Source organism: Amycolatopsis keratiniphila, assembly GCF_000400635.2.
Taxonomy (GTDB): Bacteria; Actinomycetota; Actinomycetes; order Mycobacteriales; family Pseudonocardiaceae; genus Amycolatopsis; species Amycolatopsis keratiniphila.
Genome location: NC_021252.1, coordinates 3,997,593 through 4,014,367 on the forward strand (window position 1 = coordinate 3,997,593; position 16,775 = coordinate 4,014,367).

Consider the following 16,775-nt stretch of genomic DNA (forward strand, 5'->3'; position numbering starts at 1 on the left):
AGATCCACAAGGCCACCGAGCGCGAGGAGGATGCCGCATGCCGCGGACGGACCCGGAGACCGTGGACGTGCTGGGTGTCGCCTTCCCCAAACCGTCACGGACGCTGGGGCGGGTCGCCAGGGGGCTGGCCGGGTTGGCACTTCTTCCGCTGGAAGGCATCCCGGGACGGGGACCGCGGCGGGCGGTCTGGTCGTGTCCCGGCAGGCTCTACATCGAGACGCACGGCGTGAAGGGATCGGAGGGCGCCCGCGTCGCCCGGCGGGTGGAACGAGCCCTGGCGGAGATCCACGGCGTGCGCTGGGCCCAGGTGAACGCGCCGACATCCCGGGTGGTCGTCGCGGTCAAGGATCCGGGGCCCCGGCGACTGGAGCTGATCCGCGCGGTCGAACGAGCCGAGGCGGAACCCGCTTCCGAAGCCGAGCGGGTCGAAGAGGACGAACTGCACCATCCGGCGGACGGCACCACGGCGACCCGGCTGCCGTCCACCCTCGCCGCGGACGCCGCGGGGCTGATGCTGTCGGTGGCGACGAAGATCATGCCGTGGGCCCCGTTGCCGACGGAGGTCGCGGCGCTGGCGTCCCTGGTCGACCTGCACCCGCGGTTGCGTGACCTGGCGGACCGGAAACTGCGAGGACGGGAAAGGGCAGATTCGGCGACCTCCATCGGCGCGGCGCTGGTCCATGGTCTCGCGGCCCGCAGCGAGGGAACGGTCCTGGACATCATGCTCCGCGGCACCCAGTGGCGGGAGGCCAAGGCGCACCAGCGGGCCTGGTGCGAGGCCGAATCCACACTGGTCGGGCAGCGCGAACACGCGGGCGCCGACTCGGTGGTGAGCGAACGGCCCTGGCCGCTTCCGGAAAGCGCCGCCGATCGTCACGCGCGCCGGTCGATCACCGCCGGTGCCGCGGCCGCCGCGGCGACGCTGCCGTTCGTCGGGCCGAGGCGCGCCGCCGCGGTCGGGATCTCCGCGTTGCCCAAGGCCCCGTCCACCGGCACGGCCGCCTTCGCCGCCCAGCTGGGCCAGGTCCTCGCCCGCCGCGGTGCGCTGGTGATGGACCGGTCCGCGCTGCGCGGCCTCGACCTGCTCGACACGATCGTCATCGACACCACGGCGCTCGGCGCCGGGGCGAACATCCTCAGCGATCTGGTTCCTTCGCCCGACGGTGACCCGGTGGACCTGACGGCCGCCGCCTTCGCCTTGTTCGACCCGCAGAAACCCGAGGTGGTCCGGCGGGACGGAGAGTGGACGCTCGGTCCGGTGGACGAACTGGACGCCACCGGCTTCCCCGACCGGCAGCGGATGCTGGACCAGGGGGCCCACCTGGTGCTGGGACTGGTCCGCGACGGGCAGCCGGCCGGTCTGCTCGCCGTGGCGCAGGAGCGCTCACCCGACGTGGACGCGCTGGCGTCCGCGGCCGAGGCCGCCGGGCTGCAGGTGATCCAGACCGACGGCCCGGTGTTCGACGCCGTTCACGACCTCCAGGCCTGCGGACGTGTGGTCATGCTGGTCTCCGATGACCGCCGGGCGCTGGGAGCGGCCGACTGCGGCGTCGGCGTGCACGAGGACGGGACCCCGCCGCCGTGGGGCGCACACGTGCTGATCGGCCGCGACGTCGGCACGGCCGTCCTGCTCGTCGAAGCGATCACCGCCGCGAAGGCGGTCGTCCGTGACTCGACCATGTTCGCGACCGCGGCCAGCGGAATCGGCGGCGTGACCGCCCTCAGCGCGCGGCGCCGCCCGGCCGCGAGCGGCCTCCGCGCGGTGAACGCCGGGGCACTCATGGCTTTCAGTGACGGAATTTGGCGAGCCCGCTCCCTCACCGGCGAGCGGAAGACGCCCTCGTCGGGCCGTGTCGCGCCGCCGTGGCACCTGATGCCCGCGGACCTCGTCCTCGACCGGCTCGGCTCGAGCCCCCGTGGGCTGGACGAGCATGAGGCCCGGCGACGGGCACCCGCCGATCGTGGGGGCGGGGAAGGCAACGCGGGAAAGAGCATCGCGAAGGCGTTCATGGCCGAGCTCGCCAACCCGCTGACCCCGGTCCTGGCCGGAGGTGCGGCGGTTTCGGCCGCGGTGGGGTCACCGGTCGACGCCGCGCTGGTCGCCGGGATCGTCGGGGTGTCCGCGTTGATCGGCAGCGCGCAGCAGGTGCACACCGACCGCGCGCTGGCGGGGCTCTTCGAACGGTCCGCGACGGTGACCACCGTCGTACGAGACGGTGCCGAGCACCAGATCGTCGCCGACGATCTGGTGCGGGGTGACGTCGTGTCGCTGCGGTCCGGCGATGTCGTACCCGCGGACTGCCGGGTGCTCGAAGCGACCGGCGCGGAGCTGGACGAGTCGTCGCTGACCGGGGAGTCGCTGCCGGTGCCGAAGAGCCCGGCGCCGGTCGTGGCGGCGGAGATCGCCGAACGGGCCTCGATCCTGTACGAGGGCACCACGGTCGCCGCGGGCAAGGTGACCGCCGTCGTCGTGGCGACCGGCGACGAGACCGAGGTCGGCCGGGGAATGGCCGCGGCGCGCGCCGCCGCCCCCGAGACCGGCGTCGAAGCGCGGCTCGCATCGCTCACCAAGCAGGCCTTGCCGGTCGCGGTCGGCTCGGCGGCGGCCGTCGCGGGAGCCGGCCTGCTCCGGGGCGTACCGCTGCGGCAAAGTGTCGGGGCGGCGGTGAACCTCGCGGTCGCGTCGGTCCCGGAAGGCCTGCCGTTCCTGGTGAACGCGGCCCAGCTGGCGGCCGCCCGGCGACTCGCCGAACACGGCGCGCTCGTCCGCAATCCGCGCACCATCGAAGCCCTCGGCCGGGTCGACGTCCTCTGCTTCGACAAGACCGGCACCCTCACCGAGGGCAAGCTCAGCGTCAACCGGATCGACGACGGTAAGACCACCGCCTCGCCGAGGCGGCTGCGGAAGAGCCACCAGGCGGTGCTGGCCGCGGCCGTCCGCGCGACGCCTCGGGCGGAGAACCCCGAGGAACTGCCGCACCACACGGATCAAGCGATTCTCGAAGGCGGCATCACCGCGGGCGTGGACGCCGGCGGCTGGGAGAAGACCGATGCGGTCCCGTTCGAACCGTCGCGAGGATTCCACGCGACCAACGGCAAGCTCGGCGAACGGCACGTGGTGTGTGTGAAGGGCGCACCGGAGATCGTCCTTCCCCGGTGCACCCGGCACGGCGATCGGCCGATGGGCGCGGGTGTCCGCGGCAGGCTGGAGAAACGGGCCGGCCGCCTGGCCGCGGCCGGGCACCGTGTCCTCGCCGTCGCGGAGCGCACCGTGTCCACAAAGGACCTTTCCGAGGACGACGTCGCCGATCTCCGGTTGCTCGGCTTCGTCGCGTTGGCGGATCCGGTGCGGGACAGTGCCGCGCCGGCGGCCGATCGGTTGCGCGAGGCGGGGGTGCGCACGGTGATGATCACCGGCGATCACCCGGCCACCGGCGAGGCCGTGTCGGAGGAGATCACCGGCCGCAACGGCGACACCAAGGTGCTCACCGGCGCGAAGATCGAGGAACTCGACGACGAGGGGCTCGATCGGGAACTCGCCGACGTCGACGTGATCGCCCGGTGCAGCCCGGCGCAGAAGGTCCGGATCATCCAGGCCTACCAACGCGGTGGCCGGGTCGTCGCGATGACCGGCGACGGCGCGAACGACGCGCCCGCCATCCGGCTCGCCGACGTCGGGATCGCGCTCGGGCAGCGGGGCACGGCCGCGGCCAGGGCGGCCGCGGACCTCGTGGTGACCGACGACCGGCTGGAGACGATCGTCGCCGCGCTGGTGGAAGGCCGGGCGATGTGGGCGTCGGTCCGCGAGGCGCTCGGCATCCTGCTCGGCGGGAACCTGGGGGAGATCGCGTTCACCGTACTCGGCTCGGTCGTCACCGGACGCTCCCCGCTCACCGCCCGCCAGTTGCTGCTGATGAACCTCCTCACCGACCTGGCGCCCGCACTGGCGATCGCGTTGAGCAGGCCAGACGGTGAATCCGTACCGGAATTGATGCGGGAGGGGCCCAGCGCGTCGCTCGGGAACGCGCTCCGGCGCGACATCACCACGCGAGCGGTGACCACGACGCTCGGCGCGTCCACCGCGTGGACCCTCGCGAGGCTGACCGGCAGGCGGCGACGGGCGAGCACGATCGCGCTCGTCTCCCTGATCGGCACCCAGCTCGGGCAGACGCTGGCGGTCGGCGGCCGCGACGCCACCGTCCTCGCGGCCGGCCTGGGCTCCGCCGCACTGCTGGCGATACTGGTCCAGACCCCCGGGGTCAGCCAGTTCTTCGGATGCACACCGCTCGGTCCGGTCGGCTGGGGAATCGCCCTCGGCAGCGCGGGCGCGGCGAGCGTGGGCGGCCTCCTGCTCGGAAATCGAGAGGCCGAGGTCTAGCGAAGCGAGAGCGGGGTACCTGGCTTTGAGTGAAGAGCAGTGCTGATCGTGAGCTGAGGTGCAGCGCAGTGGAGCGACGACGAGTGCGGCAGGGTGGCGTCACCGGGAATCGGGCGGGGGAGGACGAACCCGAAGGCCCGACGGATCTGTCGAAGCGTTCGTGGTGGCAAGTGCTGAAACGGACGGTCAAGCAGTTCCAGCGAGACAACTTGACCGACTGGGCCGCCACGCTGACCTACTTCAGCGTGTTGTCGATCTTCCCGGCGATCGTGGTGCTCACCGCGATGCTCGGTTTGCTGGGCCCGGCGGCGACGCAGACGCTGATCGACAACATCAACACGCTGGTTCCCGGGCAGAGCCGTGAGATCTTGGTCAACGCGATCCGGGAGGTGGGCCGGTCTCAAGGGCTGGCCGGACCGGTCGCCATCGTGGGTATCGCGGGGGCGTTGTGGACGGCGTCCGGATATGTGGGTGCGTTCATGCGAGCCTCGAACGCGATCTACGAGATGCCGGAAGGGCGGCCGATATGGAAGACGGTGCCGCTGCGACTGGTTCTGACCCTGGCGGTCGTGGTGCTGCTGGCGGTGTGCGCGGTGGGTGTGGTGGCGACCGGTGGGGTGGCCGAGCGGGCCGGGCAACTGCTGGGGGTCGGGTCGGCCGGGGTGCAGGTGTGGGATATCGCGAAATGGCCGGTGATCGCGCTTCTGGTGAGTTTGGCGTTCGCCTTGTTGTACTGGGCCGCACCCAACGTGAAACATCCGGGATTCCGGTGGCTGAGCCCCGGCGGTGTGCTGGCGGTGGTGGTATGGGTGCTGGCCTCGGCCGGATTCGCCTTCTATGTGGGGAATTTCGGCTCCTACAACAAGACCTACGGCACGTTGGCCGGGGTGATCGTGTTCCTGGTGTGGCTGTGGATCTCCAATATCGCCGTGCTGCTGGGGGCGGAGTTCGACGCCGAACTCGCCCGGGGGCAGCGCATCGAGACCGGGCAATCCTCCGAGCGGGAGCCTTTCCTGCCACCGCGGGATACCCGCGCCTTCGATGACGACGACACCGCGCAGGTGACGACGAAGACCGTTGCGGAGGGCCGCGGCGGTGAGGAGTGACGTGGAGCGACAACAGCGGTCGCTACAGCTGGAACTCGCCCGGCGCGAGGCTGCGCGCGAGGCAGAACTCGTTGCCCTCCGGGTCTGCCAGCACGACCCACGGGAGGTTCTCCCCCTGGCCGAGGTCCACGGTCGACGCGCCGAGCGCGAGCAGCCGATCCAGCTCGGAGCGCTGGTCGCCGTCGATCGGGGTGATCTCGAAATGCACCCGGTTCTTCCCGCTCTTGCCGTCGGGCACCCGGACGAACGACATGCTCGGCACAACCGGCCCGCGGCGCAGATCGGCGAGCCGCTCCGCGTCCGGAACCTCGGGGTCGGGCCCGATCCCGACGACCTCACCCTTGTCTTCGTAGACGACGTACCCGAGGACACCGCACCAGAACTCGGCCAGCCGTCGAGGGTCCGCGCAGTCGATCGTCGTCCATTCCAGCCTGCTCGTCATCTACCAACGCCCTTGTCCGTCGGAATCCCTTCAAGCTCGACCACCTTCTCACGGTCTCAGGCTGTTTTCAGGTGAATTTCGTCGGGCTGGCCGCCGCGCGAACCGATGTGATCTGTGTACTTCGATGCTTATCAAGGGGGGCCCGACAAGCCGGCCACCGTGATGACGGCAATGGTCGCGTCGGCACCGATGTGCGTGATGTACGGCAGCAGGAGCCCGCGGCTCCGTACACGCAAGACGCCCAGAAAGTAGCCCCAGACGCCGGCCATCACCATTCCGGTCCAGCCGGACGGAAACCCGTTGAAGTGGAACAGCCCGAACGCGACACCCTGGACGATCAGGGCTGCTCGTACCGACCAGATCGTGGCCATCTCGTCGAGCAGTACACCCCGGAACAGGCTCTCCTCCAGTGCCGCGTTGAACAAGGAGAAAGCGATGACGGCGAGGGCTACCTGCCAAAGCGGACTGTTCTTCGCCGCGAGGATGTAGCCGGGCAGCACCGGATCCGTGAACCGTGCCCAGCCGACCAGTGCCGTCGTGGTGCCCACGATCAGGACCACGACGGCAGCGGCGAGCGGCCAGGTCGGCCGGCCCGGTTCGAGCCAGCCGTACGCCGTCCCGATCGACTGGAGCCGGCCGAGTCCAGCCGGTAAACCGAACACGACGACGAGCGCGAGGGCGATCCGCACGGCCGGGGGCCAGTCCAGGAGGATCGTCACATGGAACACGGCCGAGACGGCGGCGGCGACGGCCACGGCGCGGATGCCTGGCGCGGAACGGCTCCGCACGGCCGCCACCAGGGATGCGACGAGCCCGGCGGCGACGACGAGGGAGAACCACGGCGTGCCGGGCAAGACCGGCGCCGCCATGAGGAGGCAGGCCGCCACCGTGGCGGTCCGCGGCTCGGTTCGCGTCGTATGAGGCATGAAACGGCGACCTCAGGCCGTGACCGGAAAGTGGCTCAGGCCACGGATGGAATTGCCTTCCCGGCGTCGAAGCGGACCTGCCTGGCGCAGGTGTGGCCTCCGCTCCGCGAGGGTGCGGAAGACGATTTCGGCTTCGATACGCGCCAGCTTGGCGCCGAGGCAATAGTGTAATCCGCTGGAGAACGCCAGGTGGTCCGATGCGCCGGACCGGGAGATGTCGAATTCGCCCGGCCTTTCGTACACCTCCGGATCACGGTTGGCCGCGGCCAGCAGCACGGCGACGAACCGGCCCGGCCTGATCCTGCGCCCGGCCAGTTCCACCTCGGTGTGCGCGATCCGCAGAGAAGCCTGCACCGGAGGGTCGTAACGCAAGGCTTCCTCCACCGCGGCGGCGGCGAGGCTCGGATCCGAGCACAGCGACTCCCACTGCTCGGGGTGCCCCAGCAGTGCCCGCACGCCGTTGCCGATCAGGTTGACCGTGGTCTCGAAACCGGCGATCAGCAACAGCAACGCGGTGCCGTGCAACTCCCGTGCGGTCATCCTTCCGTCCCCGACGGCGGCCGCGAGATCGCTGATCACATCGTCGCCGGGAATCGCCGTCCGTTCGTGAAGCAGCCGGTCGAACAACACGACGAGGTCCTCGCCGACGGTGATCAGTCGTTCGGCTTGCCGGACCGAGTGCACACCGCTGAGGCCTTCACCGATCAAAGTGCCGTATTCGGCGAAGACGGATCGATCGGCGGCCGGGATACCGAGCAGGTCACTGATGACCGTGATCGGAAGTGGCGCGGCCAGATCTCCGACGAGGTCGAAGGTCTCCTGCCCGGCCACCTTGGCCAGCAGAGAGTCCACCACCGCCTGCACCGTCGGCCGGTAGCGGTCCATCCGCCCTGGCTTGAACGAGGGCGCGGCGAGCCTGCGCAGCCGGGTGTGATCGGGTGGATCCAGGTCGAGGAAGCTCTCCGGGTAGGTCTGGGACACCATGCCCAGCGCGCCGGTGAGCGCGGGCGTGCCGTCCGCGTACTTCATGCCGAACCGGCGATCCCGCAGGACCTGGTCGCACAGCGCGAAGGAAGCCGTGGCCCACGACCCGCTCAGACCGCGGTACAGCGGGCCTTTCGCCCTTATCCGCTCGTACAACGGGTACGGGTCTTCCCGCCATTTCGGATGCTCTACCTGCACGAGGAGATCGCCGAACCCGCCGAGCAGCCGGCTGACGGTTTTGGAGACCTGGATCTGCGCACCGATTCGCAGTGCGTCGGCGGGACTTAAGGCGTTCATCATTTCCTCCTGGCGTCAGCGGAATCTACGACGAGCACATGGCAAATTCCTTGCAGTGCCATTGAGGCGGGTGCTTTTGAACGGTAATGGAAAGGCTTGGAGCGGGATTCTCCGTCCGGTTATGTTCGATCGGCAAGGGAAACCGAGGGAAGGAATGGGGAATGAAGGTTCCGAGCAGGTGGATGACGGGGGTCGTCGCCGGTGCGGCGGCGCTTTTCGCCGCGGTTTCGATCGCGGCCGCTCCGGCGGGTGCCTCCGAGGCCGGAGTGCAGACCGACGCGTGGCCCTGTGCGGGCCCGGCGGATTTCTTCGCCGCCAAGAACAAGAACGGCTCCTGGACGTGTTACGCGAACTCCGGGTCGAGTCTCGCGCGCTCGTTCAACACCGTTCACTGGCAGTCGGGAGCGAACTCCGGATACTTCTGGCACGAATGCCACGGGACGTATTACCCCGCCAAGCGATTCATCGCGTGGCAGAGTGAATCGCTCGGCGATTGCACCATTTACAAGGTGAACATCGACTGATCGTGCACCAGGGGCCGCCTCCGAACCGCGGCGGCGGCCCCGCGCTTTTCACGCCGGGAATCGGTGGCCGAGGAGGTCCGCTCCCAAGCGGGTCAGCCGATGACGTACCGCCGGTCCGGCCCGCTCGGTGGTGATCAGCCCGGCCGAGCGCAGGATCGACGCGTGATAGCTCGCCACGGAGACGGTGACGCCCGCCCGCCGGCCCAGTTCCGTCGTCGTGCAGCCGTCGCCGACGGCGCGGAGTGTCCCGGCGCGGGTCGGCCCGAGCAGGTCCTCCAGCCGCTTCGCGTCCGTGCCACTCACCGTGGCAGGACAGGTGACCGGCGCCGGACGTGTGGTCGCGGGGAAGACGAGCACGGGTGGCAGGGCCGGGTCCGCGAGCACCGTCGGCCGTCCGTGGCAGAAGAACGACGGCAGCAAGCGCAAGCCCCGGCCGCCGAGACGCAGGTCCCGGGCGAGGTGGTCGCCGTCCAGTTCGAGCGAGTCACCACGCCAGGTGAGTGCTGGATGCAGGGACCCCAGCAAGCCGCCCGTCCCTCGCGACACCAGGATCCGCGTCCGAGCGGCGGCGTCGTCACGTACGTGGTGCTCGATCCGCGTCCAGGATGGTTCCACGGCCGTGCGGTGGTAGTCGGCGAGCCCGCGCGTGAGGTCGGTCAAGGCGGTGTGGTCGCCTGAGGCCAGCCTGGCGGCCCACCGTGACGGCATCGCACGCCCGGCGAGCCGCGCGAGTTCGGTCCGCAGGCGATGACGCGGCGTGCGCCGCAGTGCGGCGAGCCCGCTTTCGAGGCCCGCCGCCGATTCCGCCGGTGTGAGGAAATCCGGTGAATAGCCCCGTGGTGGCGCCAGGTCGAACAGGCCCCGCATGGCGGGGCTCAGCGTCAGACCCGCTCGCCAGCGTTCATGGCGCGGTTCCACCGCCGGGCTTTGCAGGACGTGCAGGCTCAGGAGCACTTCCCATAACGGATCCGGCTCGGTCGCGAGGGTGACACGGGCCAGATCGGCGGCCGAGAAATGAATGTGCAGAGGCATTTCGGTGCGTCGCCTTTCGGGACGAGGAAGCCCTCGGTCGTGCCGGCAACGGTAAGGCGGCGGCATCGCACCGGAATGGAAAGGAGATAGCAAGCGCAATCTCGATCCCGCTGAACACCGCACGCCCGCGTTAATCCATTTGTGCCCTCCTGCCGGGCTGCGGTATAGAGGAATCTTCGGCGGTGTCTTGGGGGGCGCGGTGCGGTTCGGGATTCTCGGTCCGGTCGGGGCGTGGGGGACGCTGGGGCGGATCGAACTGGGCGGACCGCGTTCTCAGGCCGTGCTGGCCGCGCTGCTGGTGAACGCGAACCGGGTGGTCGGCCTGGGTTCGCTGGTCGATGCCATCTGGGGCGAGGAGCCGCCGCCCACGGCCGTGGACACGATGCGCACGTACGTGTCCCGCCTCCGGCGCGCTTTCGCCGCGGCCGAACGCGGTGACAGGCTGGTTTCGGAAGCGGGCGGCTACCGGATCCGGGTCGATCCGGGCGAACTCGACCTCGACGTGTTCGACGACCATGTGGCGCTGGGGCGCGAAGCCGTGGCGGCCGGCCGGTTGGCGGAAGCCGTGGTCGAGTTCGACTCCGCGATGAAACTGTGGCGAGGCAGCCCGTTCGCGGGAGTGCCGGGGCCGTTCGCCCGGACCAACGCCGACGCGCTGGCGGAGACCCGGTTGGCGGTGCAGGAGGAACGCCTCGCGGTCGAACTGGAGCTGGGAAACCACGCCGATGTGATCGCCGAACTACAGCGGTTGCGCACCTCCCACCCGCTGCGGGAGTCGCTGTGCGAGCAGCTCATGGTGGCGTTGGACCGGTCGGGCAGGCAGGCCGCGGCGCTGGACGTCTTCCGCCAGACCCGTGAACTCCTGGTGGCGGAACTGGGGGTCGAGCCGGGAACACGGCTGCGGCAGGCACATCGGAGGGTGCTGGAGCAGGCCGACCCGGTGCCACGGCTCCAGGACGAAGCCACGGGGGACGAAGTCGGAGCGTGGAGTCCCAGGACCGCCGGGTTGCGCGGACTGCCGCCCGCTGTCGCGGACTTCACCGGACGCCAGGCCGAGACGAGCCTCATCACGGAACTGTGTACGCCGAGCGCCGACCGGACGTCGCCGGTGGTGGTCGCCGTCGACGGGATGGCCGGGGTCGGGAAGACAGCGTTCGCCGTCCATGTGGCGCATTCGCTGGCGGACCGGTACCCGGACGCGCAGGTCTACATCGACCTGTACGGGCACACGCCGGGTCTGCAACCGCGAGACGCCCATGACGCGCTCCACGTTTTGCTTCGTGCCGTCGGTGTCCCCGCGGAGGCGATACCGGAGAACACGGAGACGCGGGCCATGCTCTGGCGCGACGCCCTTGCCGAGCGGCGGGCGCTCGTGGTGCTGGACAACGTGGGGGACGGCGTGCGCGTCGAGTCCCTGCTTCCGGCCGGACCGGGCTGCGCCGTGATGATCACCGGCCGGCATCGCCTGCTGGACCTCGACGGCGCCCACCAGCTCACGCTCGATCCGCTTTCGCCCGCCGACGCGGGCAGGCTGCTCACCCGGATCGCGGCCGCACGCGGTGCCGAGTCCGACCGCGCGGCGATCGCGGAAACCGTACGGCTGTGCGGGGAATTGCCGCTGGCCATCCGGATCGCCGGAGCCCGGCTGTCCCGGTCCCTGCCGGTGACGGCACTGCGCCGCAGGCTCAGCGACCAACGCGACGTCGTGCCGCGGCTGCGTTCGGGCAGCCGCAGTGTCGCCGCGGCGTTCGCTCTGTCGTATGGCCGGCTTCCGCCCGACTCGAAGCGGGCCTTTCACCTTCTCGGTCTCCATCTGGGTCCGGACGTGGATCGCTTCGAGGCGGCCGCGCTGCTCGGCACCTCACCCGACGACGCCGAGCGGCACGTGGAGTCACTGGTCGACGCGAGCCTGATCCAGCAGGTCAACGCCGAGCGGTACCAGTTCCACGACCTGCTGCGTGCCTATGCGCGCGATCAGGGACTCGCGAGCGAGTCACAGCCGGACCGTAAGGGGGCGCAGTCGCGGGTGCTCGAGTACTACGTGAACACCATGACGGCGGCGTACCGGCGGTTCTTTCCCGGCGACCGGGACGGCATCCGTCTCGCCACGCCGAAAGGGCTCGTCCGTGACTTCAGCGGTTACGAGGAATTCGTCGACTGGTCCCACGTCGATCAGACGAGTCTCAGCCTGGCATCGAGCACGGACACGGCTACCCACCACGGCCGGGTGTCGCTCGAAGACTGGGTGCAACTGCTCCGCCCCGGTCGCCCGCCCACCGGGCAGAGCGGAACCGTGCAGCCCGGCCAGACACGGATTCTGCACGCCCTGGGAACACTTCAATACTGGACCGGCCGATGCGAAGACGCGAAGCGGACACTGCGGCACGCGATGACACAGTGCCGTGAGACCGGCGAACACCGACGGGAGAGCGCGATCCTCCACACCCTCGGCGAGGTGCTGGTGGCCGCGGGAACACCGGAGGACGCCGTCGGGGTATTCCGTCGTTGCGTCGAGTCCTCGCGCGCGCTTGGGGATACCTGGGGCGAGGCGGTCGCGTTGAACAGCTTGGGCGGAGCCCATCGGGTACTGGCCGAGCACGAAGCGGCGCTGGGCTGCTGTACCGACGCGTTGCGCTTGCATCGTGAACTCCGCTCCAGCTGGGGAGAAGGTGTCACCCTCACCAATCTCGGCAGGCTGTACCGCTGTATGGGCCGCCCCGAAGAGGCGCTCGCCGCCTTCGACGAGGCGGTGGTTTCGCTGCGCGAAAGCGGCGATCAGCTCGAACTGGCGGCGGCACTCGTAGACCTGGGGTACGCCCGCCGGGCCGACGACGATCCGGAGCAGGCCAGGAACGCTTGGGAAGAAGCCCTCCCGGTGCTCGGCATCCTCGCCGACCCGATGGCGGACGTCGTGCGCGGTCATCTCCGCGAACTGTCACCGATGTCCGAGCCGGATCGGGGCCAGGTTCGCGACCGCTCCGGTCAGCAGGCCCGGCCGGTGTTCTTGCCGAAATAGCCGTACGAAGGCGCGGCGTCCTTGGGCGAGTTCCCGAGATGCCCCACCTCGTGCGGCGCGACGCAGATGTCGTGCTGGTAGATCTTCTGCACGCCGTTCCAGCTCTTCCACACCTGGACGACGACCTCCTTGCCACCACTGTTGCAGTTGCCATAGAAGTAGGCCAGGTGATCACCCCGGTCCTCGTCGTACGTGCCGCAGGTGATCAGCGCGGACCCGGGTGCCGCTTCGGCGGTGGCGGGCAGGGCGATCGCCGCGGCGCCGATGAAGATGGCGGTTGCGAGACGTTTCAAGGGAAGACCTCCTGTGCTGAGACGACAGTGCGTGACCGCGTGGACGACCACAGGACAGAACGTAAGAGCCCGGCCTTGCAGGCTCCTCGCAGATTCCCAGCACCAAGGGGACTGCTTCCCGAAGCCGGCGCGATGGACAGTCCTTTTCGGACCTCGCGAGCACCACCGGATCGAGTGATCATCGAAGTGCGCCGTGCCCTGGGGCTGTCTTACGTTGAGTGCCCGACGTGAGGGAGGCTCGATGACCACGACCGCCGAGGTCGGCGGGCCGGACGCCGCCCCGCCGGTCCTGAGCCGCAAACGCCGGAACGCGGTGTTCGCGGCGGTCATGCTCGGGATGTTGCTCGCGGCGCTCGACCAGACGATCGTGGGCACCGCGCTGCCGACGATCGTCGGGGATCTCGGCGGCGCAGGGCATCTGTCGTGGGTGATCACCTCCTACCTGCTCGCCGAGACGATCATGACCGTCGTCGTCGGCAAGCTCGGCGATCTGTTCGGCCGCAAGCTGATGTTCCAGCTGTCGGTGATCGTGTTCACGGTGGGGTCGTTCTTCTGCGGGTTCGCCGGCGACATGATCTGGCTCATCGTGGCGCGCGCGGTCCAGGGCCTGGGCGCGGGCGGCCTGATGGTCACCGCGACCGCGCTCGTGGCCGACGTGGTGCCCCTGCGCGAGCGGGGCAAGTACCAGGGCATCCTCGGTTCGGTCTTCGGTGTCGTCACGGTGCTCGGCCCGATGCTGGGCGGGCTGTTCGTGGACCACCTTTCGTGGCGATGGGCCTTCTACGTCAACGTCCCGATCGCCGTCCTGGTACTGATCGTGGCGGCGAGCGCGATGCCGAGCGTCAAGTCCGTGGCGAGGCCGGTGATCGACTATCTCGGCATCCTGCTGATCGGACTGGCCGCGACCGGCCTGACACTGGTCACCAGCTGGGGCGGTACACAGTACGCGTGGGGTTCGCCGACTATCATCGGGATGTGGATCGGCTCGGTGATCCTGCTGGTGCTGTTCGTCTTCGCGGAGAAGCGCGCGAAGGAACCGACCTTGCCGATGCGGTTGTTCCGGAACCCCGTGTTCACCGTTTCGGCGATCCTGAGCTTCGTCGTCGGCTTCGCGATGCTCGGTGCGCTGTCGTACTTGCCGACCTATCTGCAGTACGTCCACGGCATCTCGGCGACCAGTTCGGGTGTGCGGATGCTGCCGATGGTGATCGCGCTGCTGGTGGCCGGTGTGTTCGCGGGCAACGTGGTCGGCCGGACAGGGCGGTACAAGATCTTCCCGATCGCCGGCGGGATCGGGCTGACGCTCGGCCTGTACCTGCTCTCGCGGCTGACCCCGACCAGCGGGTTCTGGGAGATGTCCCTCTACTTCGCCGTACTGGGCCTGGGAATCGGCCTGAGCATGCAGGTTTTGGTCATCGTCGTGCAGAACACCGCCGACTACCGCGATCTGGGCGTCGCCACGTCCGGGGTGACCTTCCTCCGGTCCTTGGGTTCTTCTTTCGGTGCGGCCGTCTTCGGCACGATCTACGCCAACCAGTTGGCGCCGAACATGGCCGCGGCGGGTGCGGAACATCCGCTGCCGCCCGGGATCGACCCCAGGGCCGTCCAGGTCCCGAACGCGCTCCACGCCTTGCCGGATTCGGTTTCGGCGCCCTACATCCAGGCGTACGGCGATTCCCTGCACACGGTTTTCCTTTACGCCGCACCGGTCGGGCTCGTCGCGCTGGTATTGGCGTTCTTCCTCAAGGAGGTTCCGCTGCGGGACACCTCACGGGCGGCCGCACCGGACCTCGGCGACGGTTTCGCGATGCCGGAGCCGGGCAACGGGGATCAGGATCTCGAGCGAGCCGTCGGCCGCTTGCTGGCGCGTGACGGGAAGGCGGCCTCGGCGGGTGTCATCATGAAGTCCGGCTGCGAGCTCGACGCCGGCGGATTGTGGTGCCTTGGGCAGGTTCGCCTGCGGGAACGCCGGAACAAACCGACGTCCCTGTCCGCGATCGGCGATCGTTACGGCGTCCCGCCAGAGGTGTTCGAAGCCGCCTTCGCGCGCCTCGAATTCACCGGCCACCTGACGTTCAAATCCGGGGGATGGGCCACCACGGAGGCAGGACGCGCCGAACTCGAAAAGCTCATCCGGGCTTGGAAAGCCTGGCTGGCCGAACGGCTGCGGGACTGGGGCCTGGAAGGGCAAGACGAACTGGACGCGGCGCTCGGCCGGGTCGCGAACCGCATCCTGGATCAAGCCGCCGAAGACCAGCCCAGCGGGAAACACGCCGCGGTCGTCTGAGCCGACCACATGAAAAAGCGGGTTCCCGCAGCTGGTGAGCTGCGGAAACCCGCTTCGTCCGTCGGGCTGACAGGATTCGAACCTGCGACCCCTTGACCCCCAGTCAAGTGCGCTACCAAACTGCGCCACAGCCCGGACCCGCGCTCCGTGGAGTGCGATGTGAGTACTTTAGCGGGTCCCGAACAGGGGCTTGCAACCAGGGGTCACTGTGTGCCTGAGCTGGGAAAACGGTCCGTGAGGGCCGCCCTGCCGCATTCGGGCGGCCCTCACGGGGTCACTGAGGGTTGCCGGCGTGTGTGAGGGTCTGCCAGGCGACGAACAGGTTGTTGGTGCCCGCCGGGCGTTGACGCAGGGTGAGGGCCTCCGTGTTGCTCATGGTGTGCCCGAGGCGGGTGTGGAGGTGGTTGTACCCGACCTCGGTGATCGGGCCGAGGCCGAGCTTCAGGCTGCCGCCGCACAGCCATGACGGGACCGCGGCGCCCATCTGGTACTTCGCGTGGAAGCCGAGGCCTTCGCGAAGGCGGTCGGCGATCTCGGGATAGAGGTCCTGGCCCTGGATGCGGGTGGTCTCGGCGAAGTTCGCGATGGCGGCGAGGCCGTAACCGGTATGGGTGAAGTCCCGGCAGGTCTCCTGGGAGAGACCGTTGACGAACGTCGTCTGGCCTTGCCAGTACTTCACGATCTTGTCGCGGGTGTCCAGCCCGCTGCCGGGCGCGGTCTTCGGGAGTGCGCCGTCGCTGGTCAGGTAGAGGTAGGCGGGGACGCGGGTGCGGAACTTCGCGACGGCCTTGTCGTAGACCGTCTTGTCGTCGAGGAACACGGCGATGCCGATCGCGGCCTCGGTCATGCTGAGTTCCCAGTTCCCGTTGCTGTGACTGCCGTTGATCACCTCGGGCAGGTACACGTTCCGGAGCATGGTGCCGAAGCGGCCGGAGTTCGGCCAGCCCGTGTAGGTGTGCTTGATGATCTCCGCGGCGCGCGGCCACGAGGAGGCCGACCACGCCGACTGCAGGGGAGCGTTGCTGTTCGTGTGATCCTTCAGCACCGCCGACCACGCGTCCATGATCTCGATCGCTTTGGTCGCGTATTTCGCGTCGCGCGTGATGTACCACGCCAGCGAAAGGGAATACGCGGCGATCGCGTCTTGCCGTTCATCGGTACAGCCGATGTTCGGATTCGAATAGGAACCGCATTCGACGATGGCGCGCGGTTTCGGTGACCGGGACAACGAGGCGTACGAACTCGACATCATCGCGTCGTAGGCCTGCTTCCACGGTTGCGCACCGGCCTGGACCTTGGCGCGGACGAAGTCCAGTTGCGGGCGGCTGACCAGCACGCCGGGGTGGGTGAAGGTGGCGGGCGCGGCTTGGGTGGGAGCGCTGAAAAGGCTTAGCGCCAACGGGACGAGCGTGGCCAGGGCGAGCAGTTTCCTCGGTAGGGACATGGTTCTCCTCGGACGGGTGTGAGCCAGGTCACCGGCGGCGTGGGTT

At 69.3% G+C, this 16,775-nt stretch carries 11 protein-coding genes and 1 tRNA gene; 5 read left to right on the forward strand and 7 right to left on the reverse strand.

Annotation, left to right across the window (positions count from 1 at the left end; translation table 11 throughout):
- Positions 1 to 37: 37 nt before the first annotated feature.
- Both AORI_RS59225 and AORI_RS59230 read left to right on the forward strand, forming a co-directional pair.
- The gene (locus AORI_RS59225) at positions 38 to 4,378 is read left to right on the forward strand and encodes a cation-translocating P-type ATPase (RefSeq protein WP_016334002.1); all 4,341 of its coding nucleotides are present in this window, start codon (positions 38 to 40) and stop codon (positions 4,376 to 4,378) included.
- A 68-nt stretch (positions 4,379 to 4,446) separates the two neighbouring features.
- Complete coding sequence (locus tag AORI_RS59230; protein WP_228688375.1) at positions 4,447 to 5,484, forward strand: YihY/virulence factor BrkB family protein; 1,038 nt, start codon at positions 4,447 to 4,449, stop codon at positions 5,482 to 5,484.
- 22 nt (positions 5,485 to 5,506) lie between these two features.
- On the opposite strand, the gene AORI_RS59235 is transcribed toward AORI_RS59230, so the two are convergent.
- The 3 genes from AORI_RS59235 to AORI_RS59245 all read right to left on the reverse strand — a co-directional run bounded on the left by AORI_RS59235 (position 5,507) and on the right by AORI_RS59245 (position 8,133).
- Positions 5,507 to 5,926: a VOC family protein gene (locus AORI_RS59235; protein WP_016334004.1), complete on the reverse strand. Its 420-nt coding sequence runs from the start codon at positions 5,924 to 5,926 to the stop codon at positions 5,507 to 5,509.
- A gap of 131 nt (positions 5,927 to 6,057) precedes the next feature.
- Entirely contained in the window at positions 6,058 to 6,852 is a 795-nt protein-coding gene (locus AORI_RS59240) for a CPBP family intramembrane glutamic endopeptidase (RefSeq protein ID WP_016334005.1), read from the reverse strand.
- A 12-nt stretch (positions 6,853 to 6,864) separates the two neighbouring features.
- Positions 6,865 to 8,133 carry a cytochrome P450 gene (locus AORI_RS59245; RefSeq protein ID WP_043848816.1) on the reverse strand — a complete coding sequence of 423 codons (1,269 nt, stop codon included), beginning with the start codon at positions 8,131 to 8,133 and terminating at the stop codon, positions 6,865 to 6,867.
- Between the two features lie 161 nt (positions 8,134 to 8,294).
- On the opposite strand from AORI_RS59245, the gene AORI_RS59250 reads away from it, so the two are divergent.
- The gene (locus AORI_RS59250) at positions 8,295 to 8,657 is read left to right on the forward strand and encodes a hypothetical protein (protein WP_016334007.1); all 363 of its coding nucleotides are present in this window, start codon (positions 8,295 to 8,297) and stop codon (positions 8,655 to 8,657) included.
- Between the two features lie 48 nt (positions 8,658 to 8,705).
- Here AORI_RS59250 and AORI_RS59255 read toward each other — a convergent pair whose 3' ends face one another.
- Positions 8,706 to 9,689, reverse strand: coding sequence for an ArsR/SmtB family transcription factor (locus AORI_RS59255; RefSeq protein WP_016334008.1), 984 nt, complete (start codon positions 9,687 to 9,689; stop codon positions 8,706 to 8,708).
- Positions 9,690 to 9,888: 199 nt separating this feature from the next.
- On the opposite strand from AORI_RS59255, the gene AORI_RS59260 reads away from it, so the two are divergent.
- Positions 9,889 to 12,705: an AfsR/SARP family transcriptional regulator gene (locus AORI_RS59260; RefSeq protein WP_043848098.1), complete on the forward strand. Its 2,817-nt coding sequence runs from the start codon at positions 9,889 to 9,891 to the stop codon at positions 12,703 to 12,705.
- On the opposite strand, the gene AORI_RS59265 is transcribed toward AORI_RS59260, so the two are convergent.
- Positions 12,672 to 12,998 (reverse strand): hypothetical protein, encoded by a 327-nt coding sequence (locus AORI_RS59265; protein WP_016334010.1) that lies wholly within the window; start codon positions 12,996 to 12,998, stop codon positions 12,672 to 12,674. The genes AORI_RS59260 and AORI_RS59265 overlap by 34 nt on opposite strands.
- A gap of 241 nt (positions 12,999 to 13,239) precedes the next feature.
- Between AORI_RS59265 and AORI_RS59270 the strand changes: the two genes are divergently transcribed.
- Positions 13,240 to 15,285, forward strand: a complete 2,046-nt coding sequence (locus AORI_RS59270; RefSeq protein WP_016334011.1) for an MDR family MFS transporter — start codon at positions 13,240 to 13,242, stop codon at positions 15,283 to 15,285.
- Positions 15,286 to 15,346: 61 nt separating this feature from the next.
- Here AORI_RS59270 and AORI_RS59275 read toward each other — a convergent pair.
- Positions 15,347 to 15,420: transfer RNA gene (locus tag AORI_RS59275), tRNA-Pro, on the reverse strand.
- A gap of 139 nt (positions 15,421 to 15,559) precedes the next feature.
- Positions 15,560 to 16,729 carry an alginate lyase family protein gene (locus tag AORI_RS59280; RefSeq protein ID WP_016334012.1) on the reverse strand — a complete coding sequence of 390 codons (1,170 nt, stop codon included), beginning with the start codon at positions 16,727 to 16,729 and terminating at the stop codon, positions 15,560 to 15,562.
- Positions 16,730 to 16,775: the final 46 nt, after the last annotated feature.

Excerpts from the sequence above, each read along its gene's own strand:
- AORI_RS59225 (WP_016334002.1), top strand. The coding sequence starts at position 38 with ATGCCGCGGACGGACCCGGAGACCGTGGACGTGCTGGGTGTCGCCTTC.
- AORI_RS59235 (WP_016334004.1), bottom strand. The coding sequence starts at position 5,926 with ATGACGAGCAGGCTGGAATGGACGACGATCGACTGCGCGGACCCTCGA.
- AORI_RS59240 (WP_016334005.1), bottom strand. The coding sequence starts at position 6,852 with ATGCCTCATACGACGCGAACCGAGCCGCGGACCGCCACGGTGGCGGCC.
- AORI_RS59245 (WP_043848816.1), bottom strand. The coding sequence starts at position 8,133 with ATGAACGCCTTAAGTCCCGCCGACGCACTGCGAATCGGTGCGCAGATC.
- AORI_RS59250 (WP_016334007.1), top strand. The coding sequence starts at position 8,295 with ATGAAGGTTCCGAGCAGGTGGATGACGGGGGTCGTCGCCGGTGCGGCG.
- AORI_RS59255 (WP_016334008.1), bottom strand. The coding sequence starts at position 9,689 with ATGCCTCTGCACATTCATTTCTCGGCCGCCGATCTGGCCCGTGTCACC.
- AORI_RS59270 (WP_016334011.1), top strand. The coding sequence starts at position 13,240 with ATGACCACGACCGCCGAGGTCGGCGGGCCGGACGCCGCCCCGCCGGTC.
- AORI_RS59280 (WP_016334012.1), bottom strand. The coding sequence starts at position 16,729 with ATGTCCCTACCGAGGAAACTGCTCGCCCTGGCCACGCTCGTCCCGTTG.